14 protein-coding genes are annotated in these 19069 nt (G+C 71.9%); 6 read left to right on the top strand and 8 right to left on the bottom strand.

What is annotated here, in order from left to right; translation table 11 throughout:
* Nucleotides 1-17: 17 nt before the first annotated feature.
* Nucleotides 18-518: a ribosome maturation factor RimP gene (rimP, locus tag ACTOQ2_RS10730; RefSeq protein WP_350972788.1), complete on the bottom strand. Its 501-nt coding sequence runs from the start codon at nucleotides 516-518 to the stop codon at nucleotides 18-20.
* A gap of 191 nt (nucleotides 519-709) precedes the next feature.
* On the opposite strand from rimP, the gene ACTOQ2_RS10725 reads away from it, so the two are divergent.
* The 4 genes from ACTOQ2_RS10725 (at nucleotide 710) to ACTOQ2_RS10710 (ending at nucleotide 2379) form a co-directional block, all read left to right on the top strand.
* A complete protein-coding gene (locus ACTOQ2_RS10725) occupies nucleotides 710-1204 on the top strand; it encodes a hypothetical protein (protein WP_440099494.1) in 495 nt (164 codons plus the stop codon).
* An 8-nt stretch (nucleotides 1205-1212) separates the two neighbouring features.
* The gene (locus ACTOQ2_RS10720) at nucleotides 1213-1695 is read left to right on the top strand and encodes a ferritin-like domain-containing protein (RefSeq protein WP_440099493.1); all 483 of its coding nucleotides are present in this window, start codon (nucleotides 1213-1215) and stop codon (nucleotides 1693-1695) included.
* A gap of 190 nt (nucleotides 1696-1885) precedes the next feature.
* Nucleotides 1886-2083: a DUF4236 domain-containing protein gene (locus ACTOQ2_RS10715; RefSeq protein ID WP_329091724.1), complete on the top strand. Its 198-nt coding sequence runs from the start codon at nucleotides 1886-1888 to the stop codon at nucleotides 2081-2083.
* An 83-nt stretch (nucleotides 2084-2166) separates the two neighbouring features.
* On the top strand, nucleotides 2167-2379 hold the full coding sequence (locus ACTOQ2_RS10710) for a DUF4236 domain-containing protein (protein ID WP_440071116.1): 213 nt from the start codon (nucleotides 2167-2169) through the stop codon (nucleotides 2377-2379).
* A 163-nt stretch (nucleotides 2380-2542) separates the two neighbouring features.
* Here the strand turns inward: ACTOQ2_RS10710 and ACTOQ2_RS10705 are convergent, their stop codons facing one another.
* The 6 genes from ACTOQ2_RS10705 to ACTOQ2_RS10680 form a co-directional block, all read right to left on the bottom strand.
* Nucleotides 2543-4285: a proline--tRNA ligase gene (locus ACTOQ2_RS10705; protein WP_440099492.1), complete on the bottom strand. Its 1743-nt coding sequence runs from the start codon at nucleotides 4283-4285 to the stop codon at nucleotides 2543-2545.
* A gap of 98 nt (nucleotides 4286-4383) precedes the next feature.
* On the bottom strand, nucleotides 4384-4950 hold the full coding sequence (locus tag ACTOQ2_RS10700; protein ID WP_440071114.1) for a hypothetical protein: 567 nt from the start codon (nucleotides 4948-4950) through the stop codon (nucleotides 4384-4386).
* 402 nt (nucleotides 4951-5352) lie between these two features.
* Nucleotides 5353-5787 carry a hypothetical protein gene (locus ACTOQ2_RS10695; RefSeq protein WP_440099491.1) on the bottom strand — a complete coding sequence of 145 codons (435 nt, stop codon included), beginning with the start codon at nucleotides 5785-5787 and terminating at the stop codon, nucleotides 5353-5355.
* A gap of 208 nt (nucleotides 5788-5995) precedes the next feature.
* Complete coding sequence (locus tag ACTOQ2_RS10690) at nucleotides 5996-13288, bottom strand: amino acid adenylation domain-containing protein (protein WP_440099490.1); 7293 nt, start codon at nucleotides 13286-13288, stop codon at nucleotides 5996-5998.
* Nucleotides 13285-14211, bottom strand: coding sequence for a fatty acid desaturase family protein (locus tag ACTOQ2_RS10685; protein ID WP_440099489.1), 927 nt, complete (start codon nucleotides 14209-14211; stop codon nucleotides 13285-13287). The genes ACTOQ2_RS10690 and ACTOQ2_RS10685 overlap by 4 nt, the downstream gene beginning before the upstream one ends.
* 34 nt (nucleotides 14212-14245) lie before the next feature.
* Nucleotides 14246-15157: a pyridoxal-phosphate dependent enzyme gene (locus ACTOQ2_RS10680; RefSeq protein WP_440099488.1), complete on the bottom strand. Its 912-nt coding sequence runs from the start codon at nucleotides 15155-15157 to the stop codon at nucleotides 14246-14248.
* A gap of 328 nt (nucleotides 15158-15485) precedes the next feature.
* On the opposite strand from ACTOQ2_RS10680, the gene ACTOQ2_RS10675 reads away from it, so the two are divergent.
* Nucleotides 15486-16817 carry an FAD-dependent oxidoreductase gene (locus tag ACTOQ2_RS10675; RefSeq protein ID WP_440099487.1) on the top strand — a complete coding sequence of 444 codons (1332 nt, stop codon included), beginning with the start codon at nucleotides 15486-15488 and terminating at the stop codon, nucleotides 16815-16817.
* 142 nt (nucleotides 16818-16959) lie between these two features.
* Nucleotides 16960-18192: a DUF6986 family protein gene (locus ACTOQ2_RS10670; protein ID WP_440099486.1), complete on the top strand. Its 1233-nt coding sequence runs from the start codon at nucleotides 16960-16962 to the stop codon at nucleotides 18190-18192.
* A 186-nt stretch (nucleotides 18193-18378) separates the two neighbouring features.
* Here the strand turns inward: ACTOQ2_RS10670 and ACTOQ2_RS10665 are convergent, their stop codons facing one another.
* Nucleotides 18379-19053 carry a copper homeostasis protein CutC gene (locus ACTOQ2_RS10665; RefSeq protein ID WP_440071107.1) on the bottom strand — a complete coding sequence of 225 codons (675 nt, stop codon included), beginning with the start codon at nucleotides 19051-19053 and terminating at the stop codon, nucleotides 18379-18381.
* Nucleotides 19054-19069 lie beyond the last annotated feature (16 nt).

Raw genomic sequence — 19069 nt, 5'->3', positions numbered from 1 at the left:
TCCACGAGGCTTCCCCCTTAGCCCTCGTCGCCGTCTTCGCCGTCGTCTTCGGCGTCGTCGAGCCGGCGGAATTCCACCTGCACCCGTCCTCGGGTCAGGTCCTCATAGTCGATGCGGCGCGGCGCGCCGTCGACGTCCAGCTCCACGCCGGTCTCGTCGGTGGCGACGATCCGGCCCTCCACGGCGCTGCCGTCCCTCAGGTCGGCCTTGACCAGCCTCTTCACCGCGCGGCGCCAGTGGCGCGGCTCGGTGAGGGGGCGGTCGACTCCCGGAGAGGAGACCTCGAGCACGTACGGGGTGGCCCCCATCGCCTCGTCGGCGTCCAGCGTCGCGGAGACGGCGTGGCTGACCTCCGCGACGTCGTCGAGGCTCACGCCTCCGTCACGATCGACCACGACACGCAGCAGCCGCCGCTTGCCCGCGGGGGTGACCGTGACGTCCTCCAAGTCGAGCCCTTCGGCTCCGACGACAGGTTCCAGAAGCTCTATCAGGCGGTCGCGGGATGTGGCGCTGCCCATGCCGACCTCCCATTGTCACGATCTCAGCCGGGCGGACCTCGCCCATGCGATTAACCAGCCTATCCACACCAGGGCGTGGAAACAGCGCCACTCGGTGTGGCGGAGCCGTCCGAGAAGCGAGGTGAGTGCCATTATTCCAAGCCCGTACGATGCTAAGTGCGTCAGCTGCCGACACAGAACCGGAGGTCGTCGTGCGTTCCGTCTCCCGGCGCGCCCTGCTGCGGGGCGGCGCTCTCGGGGTCGCGGCCGTGACGGTCACGGGATGCGCCACCGAGGAGCGGGTGCCTCCCGCGGCCGCGCCGCCCGACCCCGAGACCCTGCTCCTGCGTGAGCTGATCGCGGGCAAGGAGCGGACCGTCGCCCTGTACGCCTCGGCGGCCTCGGCCCGGCTGGAGCCCTTCAGGCAGCGGCACGAGGCCCATCTGGCCGAGCTCCGCCGCCGTCTCCCACCCGCGCCGCCCGCTCCGGCCGCCACGTCCGCGACCCCGGCGCCCACCCCTTCGCCCTCCGGGAGCGCGGCCCAGGGCGGCAGCCCCTCGGTACGGACCCTGCGGGACCTGGAGCGCAGGGCCGCGGCGCTGCGTACCCGCCAGATCGAGGGGGTCTCGCCCCCGCTGGCCCAGTTGCTCGCCTCCATCGGCGCCTGCGAGGCCGCGCACGCCGTGGCCCTGTCGAGGTCCCTGTGAGCGGCGCTGTGAGCGGCGCTCGGGGGACCGGGGTCAGGGCCGATCAGGGGCTCGGCGCGGCGCTGGCGGCCGAGCACGCCGCCGTGTACGCCTACGGGGTCCTCGCGGCCAGGACCACGGGCAGGCTCCGCGTGGCGATGACGACCGCCTACAACGCCCACCGCGCCCGCCGCGACCAGCTCCGCACCATGACCGTCGCCGCGGGCGGCGCGCCCGCCGAGCCGAAGGCGGTCTACGAGCTCCCGGTCACGCCGTCGAGCGCGGCGCAGGCGGTGGAGCTGGCCGTGCTGGTCGAGCGGGGGGTGACCGGCGCCTACCTGGAGCTGGCGGCGTCCCCGGACCCGGCCCTGCGCAGGATGGCCGCGCTGGCCGTGCAGGAGTGCGCCGTCCGCTCCTACAGCCTGCGCCCCGAGATCGAGGCCTTCCCCGGCATGCCGCCCCGGACGGCGCCCGAACCCGCCGCCACCCCCACGGTGACCCCGTCCCGGTGACGTTTCCCGCCGTTTTTCCCGGGTGACCGCCGCCCGGCAGAAAGGCCGGAACCGGACTGGTCAGCGTGGAAAACGATCTCTGGCCGGAGGCCCCGGATTCGCGAGCCACGATTCGAACCCGCTTTCAAACATGTTTGCACCACGTCTGCCGGGTAGCTGAATCTCGCGAAATACGCCTAAGGAGGAAGCAATGGGCTGGGGATACCGGAAATCCATGAAGTTCGGTCCGTTCCGTCTTAACCTTTCGCGGAGTGGAGTGGGCCACAGCTGGGGAAACCGCGCCTTCAGGGTCACCAAGACGGCCGACGGGCGCCGCACTCTGAGCGTCAACCTTCCCGGCGGTTTCCACTGGCGCAAGACGCTCAGCGGTAACGGCAGCCGTCGCTGATGGGCATTACCCGGGAACCGTTCGCGAACGCCGCTCGTTCTCATGACACGACGCGAGATTTCGGGGAGTCCGGGGAGAAGGCAATGGGCTGGGGATACAGGAAGTCGATCAAAGTCGGTCCCTTCAGGATCGACCTGTCCCCGCGAGGGGTCGGCCACAGCTTCGGCAACCGCCGATTCCACGTCAGCAGAACTCCTGACGGCCGCAAGTACGTGACCGTCAACCTGCCGGGCGGGTTCCACGTGGGCAAGGCGATCGGCCGGAGCTCCCGGCGTCACCGGCACTACCACTACTGACGCGGGGCCATATACCTGCATGTATCTGAGAGAGCGGCCCATCCCTTTCCCAAGGGGTGGGCCGCTCTCGCGCGTTCCGGGTGACCCGTCTTTCAGGGGCGGATCTCGGGGGTGGACCGCCCGCCGGCGTCCGCCGGTCGCCGGGGCCGCGACGGCCGCAGGGTCATTCCCGGCAGGCCGCCACGACGCGCTCCACGGCCTCGGCGAGCGGGATCTCCTCCTTGGCGCCGGTGGCGCGGTCGCGCAGCTCCGCGACGCCCTGGGTGAGCCCCCTGCCGACGATCAGGATCGTCGGCATGCCGAGCAGCTCCGCGTCCTTGAACTTCACTCCCGGCGAGACGCCGGGGCGGTCGTCCACCAGGACGCGCAGCCCGCGGCCCTCCAGCTCCTCGGCGATCCGGGTGGCGGCCTCGACCTGGCCGTCCTTGCCGGTGCCCACGATGTGGACGTCGGCGGGGGCGACCTCGCGGGGCCAGACCAGCCCGAGCTCGTCGTGCCTCTGCTCGGCCAGCACCGCCACGGCCCGGGAGACCCCGATGCCGTAGGAGCCCATGGTGACGCGGACCGGCTTGCCGTCGGGGCCGAGGGCGTCGAGCTTCGCGGCGTCGGCGTACTTGCGGCCGAGCTGGAAGATGTGGCCGATCTCGATGCCGCGGTCGATGGACAGGCCGGAGCCGCAGACCGGGCAGGCGTCGCCCGCGCGGACCTCGGCGGCCTCGATGGTGCCGTCGGCGACGAAGTCACGGCCGGCGACGACGTCCGCGGCGTGCTTGCCGGGCTCGTTGGCGCCGGTCACCCAGGCGCTGCCGTCGACCACGCGGGGGTCGACGAGATAGCGGATGCCGAGGTCCTTGAGGACCTGGGGACCGATGTAGCCGCGGACCAGGCCGGGGTGCTTCGCGAAGTCCTCGGCCTCGAAGATGGCGGGCTCGCCGGGGGCGAGGGAGGCCTCCAGCCGCTTGAAGTCGACCTCGCGGTCCCCGGGCACGCCGATGATCACGGTCTCGGTCTTGCCCGAGCCGGGGACGGTCACCTTGACCACGATGTTCTTGAGCGTCTGTGCGGCGGTGATACCGAGGCCGTGGTGCTCGTTGACGTGGTCGACCAGTGACTCGATGGTCGGGGTGTCGGGGGTGTCGAGCACCCGCGTCGCGGGCCGCTCGCCGGTGATCGCGGCCGGCGCGGTGGTGACGACGGCCTCCGCGTTGGCCGCGTAGCCGCAGTTGTGGCAGGCCACGAAGGTGTCCTCGCCGGTTTCCGCGGGGGCGAGGAACTCCTCGGAGGCAGAGCCGCCCATCGCGCCCGACGTGGCGAAGCAGATCTTGTACGTGATGCCGAGCCGGTCGAAGGTCTTGATGTAGGTCTCGCGGTGGCGCTCGTAGGAGCGCTTGAGGCCGTCGTCGTCGAGGTCGAAGGAGTAGGAGTCCTTCATGATGAACTCGCGCCCGCGCAGGATGCCGGCCCGGGGACGGGCCTCGTCGCGATACTTGGTCTGGATCTGGTAGAGGGTCACCGGATAGTCCTTGTAGGAGGCGTACTCCCCCTTGACCATGTCGGTGAACATCTCCTCGTGGGTGGGACCGAGCAGGTAGTCGGCCCCCTTGCGGTCCTTGAGGCGGAAGAGCGTGTCGCCATACTCGGTCCAGCGGCCGGTCGCCTCGTAGTACTCGCGGGGCAGCAGGGCGGGGAAGAGCACCTCCTGGCCGCCCATCCGGTTCATCTCCTCGCGCACGACGCGCGTGACGTTCTCCAGGACCGTCTTGCCGAGCGGCAGCCAGGAGTAGACGCCGGGGGCGACACGGCGGACGTAACCGGCGCGGACGAGCAGCTTGTGGCTCGGGACTTCCGCATCTGCCGGGTCGTCCCTCAGTGTTCGAAGAAACAGCGACGACATGCGCAGCAGCACGGCTACTCCTAGTTGGCGAGGTTCGATGCCCTACAGGCTATCGAGTCTCGCAAGCCGATTGTCGGTGGTCGACCGCTTCCGAGCCCGGGGGTGAGGGCTCAGATCCCGGTGAGGAAGACGAAGTACGAGGCCCCGAGGACCAGTGCGATCAGCGCGGAGCAGGCCCGGTCGCACCCGCGTCCCAGCGAGATCAGCGTCCCCAGCACGATCGCGATCACCACCGCGACGCCCCACGGCCAGAAGCCGGAGACGTGCTCGGGCCCGCCGGGCATCGCCTTGTCGATCCCGTCGAACAGGGCCAGCCCGGCCGCGCCCCCGGCCGCGATGTCCCCCCAGCGGTCATAGCGCTTGGCGAGGTAGGAGAGGACGCCGACGGCGACGAGGTTCGCGATCAGGAGGTTCATCGAGGCGCCGTCGCCGCCGAGGCTCAGAAGCCAGGCGTTCTTCTCGAAGATCGTGGCGACCAGCAGCGAGAGGATCGGGCCGAGCGCGGCCAGCATGCTGGAGAGGACCGCCCAGCCGAAGCCGGCCGCCGTCCGCCCCATGACGACGACAAAGAGGAGGTAGGCGTACGGATTGTAAAGCGCGTACAGCAGCTCGGGCCCGTAGGCCAGCAGCGCGCCGACGCCTCCGAGCAGCATCCCCACGAAAAGGGAGAGGACCATGTGCCGGAGAATGGCGCGATCCTGGCGGTCTCCGGCGACGAAGTCAAGCGTGTAATTACGTTCTACCAAAGCCACTGATCCCCCGATCACATTTGCTAGTGGCTATCAGCAGTGTATCTGACCTGGGGAAACATCTCGAACACGTCAAGTTTGCAAAGCAAGCGAGCGCTTGATGACGACGAAGTGGACGAGCACTCGACCAAGCCGTTGCCATGATCCTTCTCAGCGCCTTCTCCGGGGGCGGCCGGATCTCCGCGACGCCGTCCGCCCCTTTCTCGCCGGGCGTCCGGACTCCCGCGGCCGGTTCGCCGTACCGGCCGCCGCCCGGATGAGCGAGCCTCGCCCGCCGCCCGGGCTGTGACCCTCGCGAGACGACGCCGGCGGCCCGGCCGCTCCGGGGCGTCAGCCGCCGAGAAGGATCTCCCAGGGGTGGCGGGAGGTAGTCCTGCGGGTGGTGTCGAGCGCCTCGCCGAGGCGGCGCAGACCGGCCCTGCCGCGGAAGCGCTCGCGGTGCACGGGGTCGACGGCGCGCAGGACGAACGGGACGCCCATGACGTCCAGGGTGGCGTCACCCGCCGTGGCGGGACCGGAGCGGGTGACCAGCGCGCCGGGACAGCCCGGATCGCGGACATGCCTGGCCAGGACGGCGGCGATGTCGGCCGCGCCCGGGCCGTCGCGCCACTCGATGTGCCAGCCGTGGTCGGCCCCGCGCCACCAGGTCAGGTCGCGGCAGGACTCCATGAGCTCCGATTCCCCGGCGAGCGCGGCCATCACCCGCCCGAACGCCTCGTACCGGAGCCCGCACGAAGGCCGGTCCCCACCGGACGTCCCGGGCATGCCGGGAACGCCAGGAGCACCGGGAGCACCCGGGGAGCCGGAGGGGGCGGGAGCGCGTCCTGTCCGGCGCGGTCCTCTCGTGTCCTGAAGCGGACTGTCCTTCGGACGCCGGGCGTTCGCTTTGCGGCGCTTCTCCGCTCCTGAACTCACGAGAACCAACTGTGATCCGCCGGGCTTGTCCCCGCAAGTACTGATCCGGTACCTGGCCTCATGCCATGGGGCGGGCCGACCGGTCGTCGCCGACGCGGGCCGAGGAGGCGGCACGCACCGGCCGGGCGGTGAACTGGGCGTCGGCCTCCCGCTGCAGGTCGTCCAGATCGCCGAGATCCGCGGGCGGCACGGCGTCCGGCAGTTGCCCCTCCATGAAGCGCAGCCGGCGGTCACGCCAACCGAGGATCACCCAGACCAGTTGCAGCAGGCCGCTGATGACGACCAGCAGCGCCAGGCCACGGCCCGGCCCGGTGCCGATCACGGAGCCGACCGTGGCGGCGAGGGCTCCACCGGGTTCGAGCAGCGGCTGGACGTGACGCTCGGCCAGGGGCCCCATGACCAGGTAACCGAGCGGCATCGTCATCATCATCGTCATCATGAAGAGGGACAGCACCCGGCCCTGCAGTTCCAGGCCGACCTTCGCCTGCACCACCGCCAGCCAGTGTCCTTCGGCGATCGAGTCACAGAACCAGATGGTGAACAGGCCGATCGAGGGGAGGTACGGGTTCTGGATGCCGGTGACGAACATTCCCACGCCGGACACGCCCAGGGCGACGATCAGTCCGGTGGCCCTGCGGGGAGTGCCGCCCCACAGGCCCATGGCCAGGCTGCCGCACAGGGCTCCCAGACCGCCCGCCGCCAGCGTCACGCCGAGCATCCCGGTGGACTGCTCGGTCAGCAGCATCGGGACGATGACGGAGAAGCCGATCATGTAAAGGACGTGGTGGACGACGAAGAACCGCATGGCGCGGAGCAGGGGCGGCCGCCGGGCGATGTAACGCCAGCCGTTCGTGATCTCCTTGAGGAAGCTCTCGTCGCGGTGGCGAAAGAGCATGTCGGGGAACCGGACCGCGAGCAGGGCCGAGGCCCCCACGAGGAAACTGAGCACGTCCAGCGCGACGACGCCCTCGATGCCGATGACCCCGATCAGGCCCGCGCCGACCATCGGTGCGATCACCGCTCCCAGGCCCATGCCGAGATGGGTGATCCCGTTGGCGTGGCCCAGATAGCGTTTCGGCACCAGCTGCGCCACCGCGGCCACGTAGGCCGGACGCTGGAAGGCGCCGGCGACCGAGGCGACCGACACGACGAGGTAGATGTGCCACATCCGTAGTCCGCCGGCGAACACCAGCAGGCCGAGGACTCCCATCGCCAGGGCCGCCGCGGAGTCGCTGATCAGCATGACGCGCCGGCGATCCCATCGGTCGGCCACCGCACCCGCCACCGGCCCGGCGACGATTCCCGGCAGGATGCCGATCGCGCTGATCAGCGTGAATTCCGTGAGTGAGCCGGTTTGCTGGTAGACCCAGATGCTCAGGACAAGCGTGCTGAGGCTGCTGCCGATCATCGAAACGAACTGGCCGAGCGCCACCAGCGCGAACCGGGACAGGCCGGGCGCCGTTCGATGGGGCACGCGGCCGCGGACCGGTGGCGGATCCACGGGCTCCCGTCGGACCTCCCGCCGCGGCGCGTCTTCGCCCAGCCGGCGTTCGGCGTGCTCGACCAGGGCCCGGGCCAGCGGCTCCGCATGGGTCTTCACGAAGAAGTGGCCGGCCCGGGGCAGCACCGCCAGCTCGACGGCGTCGGCGAAGTGCCGCCACTCGTGGTGGCGTTCCTCGTACAGCTCCGTGACGCGGTCCCGGGAGCCGACGACACTGAGCACCGGTGCCCGCAGCCGCGCCTGCCCGGCACCCCGGTAGGCGGCGGTGAAGTACTCCTCGGCGTCCCGGGCGTCGTGCCGGACGTTACGCAGCACGAACTGTTCCTGCTCGGGGCTGTCCAGATCGGTGAAGCCGCCACGCGCACGGAGGAAGGAGGCGTACTCCCGGTCGGAGGTGAACCGGTCGGTCGGGACCAGTCTGTGGAACCAGTCGAAGAACCGTCCGGGCAGCCGGGCGGTGGGGAAGCTCGCGCCGAGACCGACACCGACCACCTCGACGCCGGCCTCCTCGGCCCGCCGGGCGGCCTCGATAGTGATCGCGCTGCCGAGGCAGTGACCGTACAGCAGCACCGGTCCGGACAGCGACCGGAGCTCGCCGAGCATGAGTTCGGCCACGTCGGCGGCGGGCAGCAGGGGCTCGTCCGGCCGGCTCTGGTCGTGGCCGGGAAGTTCGACCGCGTAGAGGGACCAGTGAGCGGGAAGCGCCTCCGCCAGGGGCCGGTAGGAGATCGCGCTCCCGCCGGAGTAGGGGATCGCCACCACCGTCACACCACCCGCCGCCTGATCGGCGTCGGACGAGGTCAACCGGTGCAGCAGTCGCCGCGGTCCCGCGTCGGGCTCCGCCGGCCGCTCGTCGAGCAGGGTCGCGAGGCCGCGTACGGTGGGCTGCCGGTACAGCTCCACCAGTGCCAGGGAGGGGTCGACGCGCCGGACGAGCCGCAGCGCGCTGAACGAGTCGCCCCCCAGGGAGAAGAAGGAGTCGTCGATGCCGAAATCGTCGATGCCCAGCGTCTCCGACCAGATGGCCGCGACGCGACGCTCGGTGGCCGTCCTCGGGGCGGTGCCGGCGGAGGTCGCCTCCGAGACCGGCGGCGCCGGCAGCGCCCGCCGGTCGAGTTTGCCGTTGGGAGTGAGGGGCAACCGGGGCAGCACGACCAGCCGGGTGGGGACCATGTGGACCGGCAGGCTCGCGGACAGGGTCTCGCGGACCGCGGCCTCGGTGACCTCACCCCCCGGCCGCGGCACCACGTACCCCACGAGCTGGGCGATCCCCGAGGGCAGCGGGTGCACCGCGGCGGCGGCGGCGAGCACCTCCGGCAGCCCGGCGAGTGCGGTCTCCACCTCGCCCAGCTCGATCCGGTAGCCGTTGACCTTGACCTGGTCGTCCAGGCGGCCGAGGAAGTCGACGTTCCCGTCCCGGTGGTAGCGGGCGCTGTCCCCGGTCCGGTACATCCGGGCGTCCGGTTCTTCGCCGAACGGGTCGGGGACGAACCGCTCGGCGGTCAGTTCGGGCCGCTCGTGGTAGCCGAGGGCGACGCCCGCTCCGCCGAGGTACAACTCGCCGACCACGCCGGGAGGGAGGGGCCTGCCGTGCGCGTCCAGGATGTAGACGCGGTTGCCGGGGAACGGCCGGCCGATCGGCAGCGGCGCGTCAGGCGAGAGGCCGGCGGCGTCGCCGTCGAAGTAGACGTTGTCCACCGTCACCTCGGTCACGCCGTAGGCGTTCACCACCCGGTTGCCGGGACCCACCAGCCGCCGCGCCTGCCGGTACTCCCGCACCTGCCACTTCTCACCCCCGCCGATCAGCAGCCGGACGAAGTCCAGGCTCTCCCCGGCCGCCTCGACGTGCGCGAGCAGGTTTCGCAGCACGGCGGGCACCAGCTCCGTGGAGTCGACCTGCTCCCTGCGCATCAGCGCGTACAGCTCCGCCGGGTCGAGCAGCACCTCGCGCGGCACGACCACGAGCCTGCCGCCGGTGCACAGCGCGCGCAGCGTCTCGCCCACGAACATGTCGAAGGAGAAACTGGCGGCCTGCTGGTACGTCCAGCCCGGCTCAAGGGCGTAGGCGTCCTGCCACATGGCCACCGCGTGGACGAGGTTGGCGTGGGTGACGACCACTCCCTTGGGCCGGCCCGTGGAACCGGAGGTGTAGATGACGTAGGCGGGGTCGGCCGGTCCCGCCGCCGCCTCCAGATCCTCGCCGCTCTCGGCGAGGATCCGCTCCGCCTCCCGGTCCAGGGCGACGATCGCCACGCCCTGCGGCGAGGGCGCGGCGGGCAGGTCGATCCTGGTGACGAGCGCGGTCGCGCCGCTGTCCTCCACCATGTAGGCGAGCCGGTCCGTCGGGTAGGCGGGGTCGAGGGGGACGTACGCGCCGCCCGCCTTGAGCACGGCCCACATCGCGGCGAAGAGTTCGATGCCCCGGTCAAGACAGATCGCCACGCGTACACCGGGGCGCACTCCGTGCCGGCGCAGCGTCCGCGCGAGCCGGTTCGCTCGCTCGTTCAGCTCTCGGTAGCTCACGGTCGCCGGGCCGGAGGTGAGCGCCGGTGCGCCGGGGGCCGACGCCGCGCATCGCTCGAACAGCTCGTGAACGGTGTCCGCCACCGGCGGCCGGATCGCGCCGTCGTTCCACTCCCGCAGGATCCGGTGCTGCTCGACGGGGGTGAGCAGGGGCAGCTGACTCACCGGCGTGGCCGGTGCCCCGGCCGCCGCCCGCAGCAGGGTGAGCAGGTGGTCGACCAGGGCGTCGACGCGTTCGGCGTCGAAGAGCTCGGTGGCGTAGTCGACGGTGAGGACCGGGCCGTCCAGCGGGAAGTGCAGGCCGAACGCGAGATCCACCATCATCGCGGCCGGCGGCTCGTCACCGGCGTACCTCATGAGCGGGCGGCGCGGGGCGGGGGTGTTGTGCACGGTCACGCTGATTCCGCTGAGCCGGTTGACCTTGCCCGCCCGGGTGGTGCCCGCCCGCGCCTGGCCGATCGCCGCCATAATGTCCGGCAGCGGCAGGTCCTGGTGCTCCAGGTCCCGTACGACGGACTCCATGACCCGGGAGAGCAGGTCGGCGAAGGTGGGATCTCCTGCGACGTCACCGCGCAGCGGCAGGATGTTGAGGGCGGCGCCCACCAGGTTCTCCAGGTCGACGTCGTCGCGCCCGGCGACCGGTGCCAGCACCGTCACGTCACCGCGCCCGGTGTACCTGCCGATCACGGCCTGCACTCCGGCCAGCAGCACCATGAAGAGGCTGGCGTGGTGTTCCCGCCCGCAGGAGCGGAGCCGGTCGAGCAGATCGGGCGAGAGCTCGCGGGAAATCCGCTCGGCCGCGAAGGACCGCACGGCGGGGGCCGGCCGGTCCGCCGGGAGCTCCATGTCCAGGTCGGCGTCGGCGAACCGGTCCTGCCAGTAGGCGGCGAGCGAGGGGTCGGCCGCCCTTGACTCCTTGCGGAGACCGAGCTCCGGCAGCCTGTCCGGCGGGGTCTCGACCGGCTCGCGGCCTTCCGCCAGGTCGTGGTACAGCTCCGCCAGCTCGTCCGCGAGCACGCCGGCCGACCAGCCGTCGAAGCAGAGGTGGTGGACGACGAGGAACAGTTCGTCGTCGCCGCCGGTTCGCAGCAGCAGCATGCGGGCCGACGGGCCCTCCGCGAGGTCCATCGGCTCCCGCACGGCCTGGCGGCGCACCCGCTCGGCGCCCGACGCCCGCTCCTCCCGCGGCAGGTCCCGCAGATCGATCTCTGTCAGGGGCACGGTGCCCGTGGGGTCGACGACCATGACGGGTTCCCCGTCCTGGAACGGGAAGCGGGCCCGCAGCGCGGGGTGCCGGCGGACCAGCTCCGCCAGGCACGCCTCGATCAGGTCCGCCCGTGCCGCGCCGTCCCATCCGTACCGGATGCCGAGGGTGTACGCCGGCAGTTCGGCGCTCAACTGCTCGGTCATCCAGAACGTCCGCTGCAGCCCCGTGAGCGGCAGCACCCGAGTGCCCTCGGCCGATCCCCGCTCCGGCGTGTCCAAGGCGACGCGGGGATCCCGCGGCACCTCGGCCGCACGGACCGCGGCCACCACTTCGGCGAACGTCGGGGCGGCGTACAGCTCGCTGAGCGCCAGCTCCGCCCCGTGCTCGTGGCGAAGCCTGCTGATCATGCGGATGGCGTGGAGCGAGTCTGCTCCGAGCGCGAAGAAGTCCTCGGCGGGACCGATGCCGGTGATGCCGAGCAGGCTCTCCCACAGTGCGCGGACGCGTGCCTCGACCGTGTCCCGCGGACCGGCCTCCCGGCCTGCCCCGCCGTCGGAGGTGAGCGGTACGGCCGCCAGCGCGGCCCTGTCGACCTTCCCCTGGATGTTGAGAGGGAAGGAGGCGTGCAGGGAGATCACGGCCGGCACGAGATAGTGCGGCACCTCCTCACGCAGGCGCCGCCGCACCTCGGTCGCGTCCGGGCCGCCGGCGTCCGCGACCAGGTGGCCCACCAGCCGCGCCTGCCCGTCGCTCTCGTCGACCAGCACCACCGCGTCGGCGATGCCGGGAATCCCGCGCAGCGCGGCCTCCACCTCGGCGGGCTCCACCCGGAAGCCGCGGATCTTCACCTGCCGGTCGAACCGGCCCAGATACTCCAGCGTCCCGTCGGGAAGCCGTCGCACGCGGTCGCCGGTGCGGTACTCGGGCGCTCCTCCCGGCCCGGAGACGAACCGCTCCGCGGTCAGCTCGGGCCGGTGCAGGTAGCCGGTGGCCAGGGCGGCGCCGCCGATGTACAGCTCGCCCGGCCGGCCGTCGGCGGCCTCGGCGCCGTGCGGCGTGACGACCCGGCAGGTCACCCCCGGCAGCGGGAAGCCGATCGGCACCGGGTCGTCGCCGCGCCAGGACGTCAGATCGGCGGCGGTCGCCGTGACGATCGCCTCGGTCGGGCCGTAGGTGTTGAGCAGCCGCACGTGCCGGCGGACGCGCGCGTGCCAGCGCTCGACGGTCCGCGCGTGTGCGGCCTCCCCGCCGATGATCACCATGCGAACGCTCGCCGGCAGCGCCGCCTCTCCCCTGTCGATCGAGGAGACGAGCTCCCTCCAGTAAGCCGTGGCCATGGGGAGCACGGTGACGCCCAGGTCGGCACAGCGGTCCAGGAACAGGTCGGGCCGGCTGATCATGTCGTCGTCGCGTACGAGGACGGCCGCGCCCGCGGTCAGCGCGGGAAAGATCTCCTGAACGCTCGCGTCGAAGCTGAGCGAGGCGAACTGGAGCACGCGGTCGTCCCGCGTGATGCCGTACTCGTCCCGGGCGGCCCGGCAGAAGTGCGACCAGCCGCGCCGGGGCACCACGACGCCCTTGGGACGGCCGGTGGAGCCGGAGGTGAAGATGACGTAGGCGGTGCCGTCCGGGGAAGCGGCGTCGACCGGCGGCGGGGCGGTGGCCGGGCCCGCCTCTCCCAGGCGCAGCACCGGCGTGCCGGTGGGCAGGGGCGGATCGGCGTCCATCGGCACCAGCACGACCCGGGGCCGGGTGTCCTCCAGCATCAGGGCCAGCCGCGCCGCCGGATAGCCGGGATCGAGCGGCACGTAGCCGGCACCGGCACGCAGCACCGCCAGCATCGCGGTCACCGCCGCTCGTCCGCGTGGCAGGCACAGCCCGACCAGATCGCCGGGTTCGACCCCGGAGCCGGCCAGCGCGCCGGCCATGCGGTCCACCTCGGCGACCAGTTCCGCGTACGTCGCCTGGCCGGTCGCGTCGATCAGCGCCGGCGCGTCGGGCGCTCTGCGCGCCTGTTCCCCGATGGCGGCGAGCACGTCGAAGGGCGGGCCCTGCGACGCGGTGGCGAGATCGGAAGGTCGTTCCGCCGCCGTCGGGCCGGCGATGCGCATGTCACTCATGCCTTGCCCTCCCGCCTGCGGAGGGCCGCCCAGAGGGTGCGGTAGAAGTCCAGGTAGGTGCGCTCGACGTGGACGGCGTGGAGCCGGGTCTCCTCGTGCCGCAGGGGTAGCCGGTTGATCGGCACGCTCATCGCGGCGTGGTGCTCGATGTGCAGGTTGTTGCCGTTGGTGAACCAGGTGCTCAGCCTGCTTCCCCTGATGGACCGGGTGTTGCGCAGCACGTCGGTGCTCTCGGTGTCGCAGAGGATGTGCTCGGGCAGTTCCACGAGGAAGTGCATCGGAACGGCGAGGAGGAGCGGCAGCACCCACAGTCGCAGCGGGTACTCGCCGTACCCGGCCACGGTGACGCAGAGCGCGACCAGGACGGCACCGCCCATGACGAGGTGATCGACGACGATGCGGCGGCGCATGGTGGGACTGACCGGCCCGAACCCGTACGTCCAGCGTCCCGTGGCGGCGAGCGCGACCTCCCACAGGACCGTGCCGAGCCGCCGGTAGTCGAACAGCCCGCGTACCAGGTGCGACACGGTCAGCGGGGTCCGCGTGTCGAAGCCGAAGAACTCGGTGTCCTGGGGGGTCCCGAGATGACGATGATGTTGCAGGTGACGCAGACGGTAGTGGCTGTAGACGACGAACAGGGGAATGCCCAGCGGGACGCCCGTCAGCCGGTGCGGCCAGGACCCGCGGAACGCCGAGTGGTGCAGGCACTGGTGCTGCAACTCGACGGCGTGCGTGTACGCGGCGGCGAGGATCACCACGCCGAAGACGATCAACGGTGGCTCCGGGCGCAGCGCGAGGACCGTCCCCACGGAGGTCAGCACCGCCAGCGCGACGAGCTTGGCGACGAAGATTTGCTGGTCGTCCCGGTTCACCTTGGTGCGTGCGAAGAGCAGCGCGGGGCCGCCTTCGGTGGTTGCGGTCATCATTTCCTCGATCAGGTGCGGTCGTCGGGGTTGGTCAACGTCCGCTGAGCAATACGACGTGGGTTCCGGACAGCGAGCCCGTCACGCGGGCGTGCGCGAGCAACCCGGCGAGGGCGACGGCCCCGGCCGCGGTGGGGTTCGCGCCGTACGGGACGAGCGCGGCCCTGGCCTCGATCAACTCCTCGTCCCCCACTCCGAACACCTCGCCGCCGGTGTCGGCGATGGCCGCCATCGCCTCGGGCCCCTGCAGGGCATGCCAGTTGACCAGCGGCTGGTTGTGATCGGATGTCGTGACGGCGTCCGGCGGCAGCGTCCGGTACTCACCCGGCCAGCTGGTCACCACCGGGTTGTTGCCGGCGGAGCACACGCCGTTGATCACGCTGGGCCAGCCGAGCGCTCGCATCCGGCGATGGACGGCGATGGTCGTGGTGCCGTTGCCCACCGGAATCCACAACGCCGCGAGCGGCGCGTCGAGCGCCTCACGCAACGCGGCCACCACCACGCCGTGTCCCTCGAACACCGCGTCCACGTACGGACCGTCCACGTTGCCGTCGACCGCGTCCTCCGCCTCGGCCAGCCTGCGGGACGCGTCCACCGCCTCCTCGTAGCCGCCGCGCACCGTGACGACGTGGGCCCCCGCGTCGCGCATCCACGCGCCGCCGTCGCTCCAGCCCTCCGGCAGGACGACCGTGCAGGCCATACCGGCGGCGTGGCACGCCATCGCCATCGCGCGACCGTAGTTGCCGCAGGTCGCGATCACCACGCGCCGGTACCCGTCGGCGGCGGCGCGGGCCACCACCGCGCGGGCCGCCGGCTCCTTGTGGCTGCCGGAGGCGTACCGGCTCTCGTCCTTGATCAGGATGCGGGCTCCGGGGACGAGGCCCGTGGCGTCGATCAGCGGGGTGCCGTACGCGTCCGTGGGCGCGCCGGCGTACGGGGAGAGCATGGTGCGGTCGGCCTCTCGTCACGGAACTGGACCGCCTGCGTACGCAGGAGTGATCACAAGCGGTGACGCGACACCGGCCATGTACACAGGAGTGATCACAGGCGGTGACGCAGCAGCGATCCTGCTCTCGCCCGATGAACGAGGAAGGTCGCGAACGTGATGATCAAGCCGACGCCGAATGACATTTGAATCACGTTCCCGCCGGCGGGAACGGCGGGAACGGCGGGTGAATCGATCATGTCGGCGCGTGAGTCTGGCAGGTTGCCCCGGGGTGATACAGAATCAAGCAGGGCATCGCGTTCATGACATCCAACGCCGGGGAGGCGACATGTCACTGCGAGTCGCGATCGTGGGGTCAGGACCCGCCGGGATCTACACCGCCGAGGCCCTGACGAGACAGGCCACCGTGCCGCTCAGGGTGGACGTCCTGGAGCGCCTGCCGACGCCGTACGGGCTGGTGCGTTACGGGGTGGCTCCCGACCACACCTCGATCAAGTCGATAGCGGGCTACCTGCGCGGCGTGCTGGAGCTTCCCGAGGTGCGGTTCCTCGGTGGGGTCGAGCTGGGCAAGGACGTCGACGTCGCCGACCTGCTCGACTGCTACGACGCCGTGGTCTACTGCACCGGCGCGATGGTGGACCGGCGGATGGGCATTCCCGGCGAGGACCTGCCGGGCAGCGTGGCCGCCACCGACTTCGTCAACTGGTACTGCGGCCACCCCGACATGCCCGCCGAGCGCTTCGTCCTCGACAGTCCCGAGGTCGCGGTGATCGGCGTGGGCAACGTGGCGGTCGACGTGGTGCGCGTCCTGGCCAAGACCGCCGAGGAGCTGCGCGCCACGGACGTGCCCGAGGAGGTGCTGACCCGGCTGGCCGCCAGCGAGGTGAAGACCATCCACATGATCGGCCGCCGGGGCCCCGAGCACGCCAAGTTCACGCTGAAGGAGCTCAGGGAGCTGGGCGAGCTGACCAACGCGGACGTGCGCGTACGGCCCGAGGAGTGCGTGGCGGACGTCACGACGGCGTCCCGTCAGGTCCGGGGGAACGTCGAGGTCCTGCGGAGCTGGACCACCCGCGCCCCCGTGGGCCGCCCCCGGCGGCTGGACGTGCGGTTCTGGATGCGCCCGGTGGAGATCCTCGGCGAGGATCGGGTGGAGGCGCTCAGGCTGGAGCGCACCCGGCTGGTGGACGGCCGGGTCGTCGGCACCGGCGAGTTCGAGACCCTCCCGGCCGGCATGGTGCTGCGCTCGGTCGGCTACCAGAGCGTGCCGCTGCCCGGCGTTCCCTTCTCCGAGACCAGCATGACCGTGCCGAACGAGGCCGGCCGGGTCCGCGACCGCGAGTACGTGGCGGGCTGGCTCAAACGGGGCCCCACCGGTGTGATCGGCACCAACAAGTCCGACGCCGCGGAGACGGTCCGCACCCTCCTCGCCGACCTGGCCGGTCGCGATCCGGTACGCCGCGCGGACCTGGACGACCTTCTCGCCGCCCGGGGAGTCTCGCCGATCACCTACGAGCACTGGCTGTCCATCGAGGCGGCGGAGGAGGCCCTGGCCAGATCCCTCGACCGGGGCGAGCGGGTGAAGCTCCTCGGCCTCGCCGCCATGCTCACCGCCTGCGATCGGGAACCACGGCCGGGAAGCGACCTGGAGACCGGCTGAACCGGCCGAACCAACTGGACCGGCCGGACGTCGGGGACGGCCGGTGACCAGGACGCGTCCGCACCGGCGTGCCCCTCCGAGCCCGCGCGTCCAGCCCGAACCGGCCCCCACCCGAACCAGCACGTCCAGGAGGAGCACCAGCATGCGCGTCACGTTCGCCGACCCGTCCGCCCTGATCCCGGGTTTCCAGGAGACCCATGACGATCAGATCCTGCTGTACCCGTACCGGCCGGTCGAGTGGCAGCCCGTGCACACGGTCTACGTCCCGGCCGACCGGTTCGACGCCGGGACGACGCGGGAGTGGGGTGACGCCGCGCTGGAGTCGTTCCGGCGGCACCTGTCAGAAGGCGACCTGGCCGCGATCCTCGGCACGACTCCCGGCGTGTCCCCAGGCGCGGGCGAGGACCTCGCCGGGGCCGTGCACGGGAGGGTGGCCGCCAAGCTCGCCCGGGAGCCCGTCGAGGACCTCCGGATCGACTTCGAGGACGGTTACGGGACGCGTCCCGAGGAGGAGGACGGCCACGTCTCCGCCGCCGCCAAGGCGGTCGTGACCATGCACGCGGCCGGGACGCTCCCCCGGCGCTGGGGGTTGCGGGTGAAGTCGTTCTCCGACGGCGACCCGGTCCGCGCCCTGCGGACCCTGGACGGTTTCCTCGCCGGCGTGACCGAGCGTGCCGGGCACCTGCCGGACGGGTTCGTCGTCACCTTCCCGAAGGTGTTGATGAGGGAATACCTGCACCAGTTCGTCGACTTCCTCGACACGCTGGAGGACGGGCTGGGCCTCGGCCCGAACACGCTGAGGTTCGAGCTCCAGGTGGAGGCGCCGCAGACGGTGACGATGCTCCACGCGGGCCTGACGACCTCCCTGCGGGGGAGGCTGGCGGCGGCGCACTTCGGCGTCTTCGACTACACGGCGAGCTGTGGCCTTCCCCCGCACGAGCAGCGGCTGGACCACCCCGCCTGCGACCACGCCAGGCACGTCATGCAGACGGTCTTCGCCGGGACCGGGGTCGAGCTGTCGGACGGCTCGCTGGCCGCCTCCCCCGCCTCGGACGACGGGCGTGACGTGCGGGCCCTGTGGCGGCGCCACGCGGAGCTGGTCGGGCGCTCGCTGACCCACGGCTTCTACCAGGGCTGGGACATGCACCCCTCCCACCTGGTCAGCCGGTACGCGGCGGTGTACGCCTTCCACCTGTCCCGGTACGGGGAGTACGCCCGCCGGGTGCGCGCCTGGGAGGAGCGGCGCGACGCCGGGGAGGGCGTGATGGACGAGCCCGCCACGGTCAAGACCATGGCCGCCGCCCTCCGCCGCGCGGGCCTGGCGCTGGGCACCGACCACACCGACCCCGCCGACCACACAGAACGACCGGTCTGACTCCGGTCGCCCACCCCGCCGGGGGAACGCCCGGTCCGGCCGGCACGGCCGACACGGCCGGAGCCCCGGGCCGGTCGTCGAGACCTCCGGCGCTCAGGAAGCCTCCCGCGGGGCCTCCGTGCCCGCGAGCCTCGATGAGCCCTCAGCGGACCTCAGGGCCTCAGGACATCAGGGCCTCAGCGGATCTCAGTCGATCAGAGCGCGCCACTCACGGACCCGGCGGGCGTCGACCGGGTCCGACCAGGACGCCCGCACGGCGCTGCCGACGTGGAAGGCCCGCACGCCGTACTCCATCAGCACCCCGACGTGGCCGGGCCGCAGCCCGCCGCCGGCCATGATCAGCGGGCCGTCCCCGGCCTCGCACCGGGTCTTGAGCAGCGGCAGCCCGTCCGACACGCCACCGGGCGCACCCGAGGTGAGCACGGTGGCGAGGTTGGGCAGGAGGCGGACGGCACGCCAGCTCGCCTGAGTGTCGGCCGCGTGGTCCACCGCCCGGTGGAAGGTCCAGGGCAGCGGCGCGACCGCGTGGATGAGCGCCTCGGTGGCGGCCAGGTCGACCGCTCCCGCCTCGTCGAGGAAACCGAACACGAACCCGGCCGCGCCCGCGTCGGCGAGGGCCCTGGCATCGCGGCTCAGGGCCTTCAGCGACTCGGGCGTGGCCAGGAACGAGGCCTCGCCGCGCAACATCACCATCTGCGGCAGCGCGCACTCCTTGGAGATCGCCGCGACCGTTTCCGGTGCCGGGGTGAGCCCGTCGGAGGCCATGTCGGCGACGACCTCCAGGCGATCGGCGCCGCCCGCCTCCGCGGCGACGGCGTCGCGCACGTCGAGCGTGATCACCTCAAGCAAGGATCCGGTCATGAATGGAGGCTATCGG

Source organism: Streptosporangium sp. H16 (assembly GCF_051918855.1).
Classification (GTDB): domain Bacteria; phylum Actinomycetota; class Actinomycetes; order Streptosporangiales; family Streptosporangiaceae; genus Streptosporangium.
Note: the sequence above shows the minus strand (reverse complement) of the source record. Positions and strands in the feature narration are given on the sequence as shown.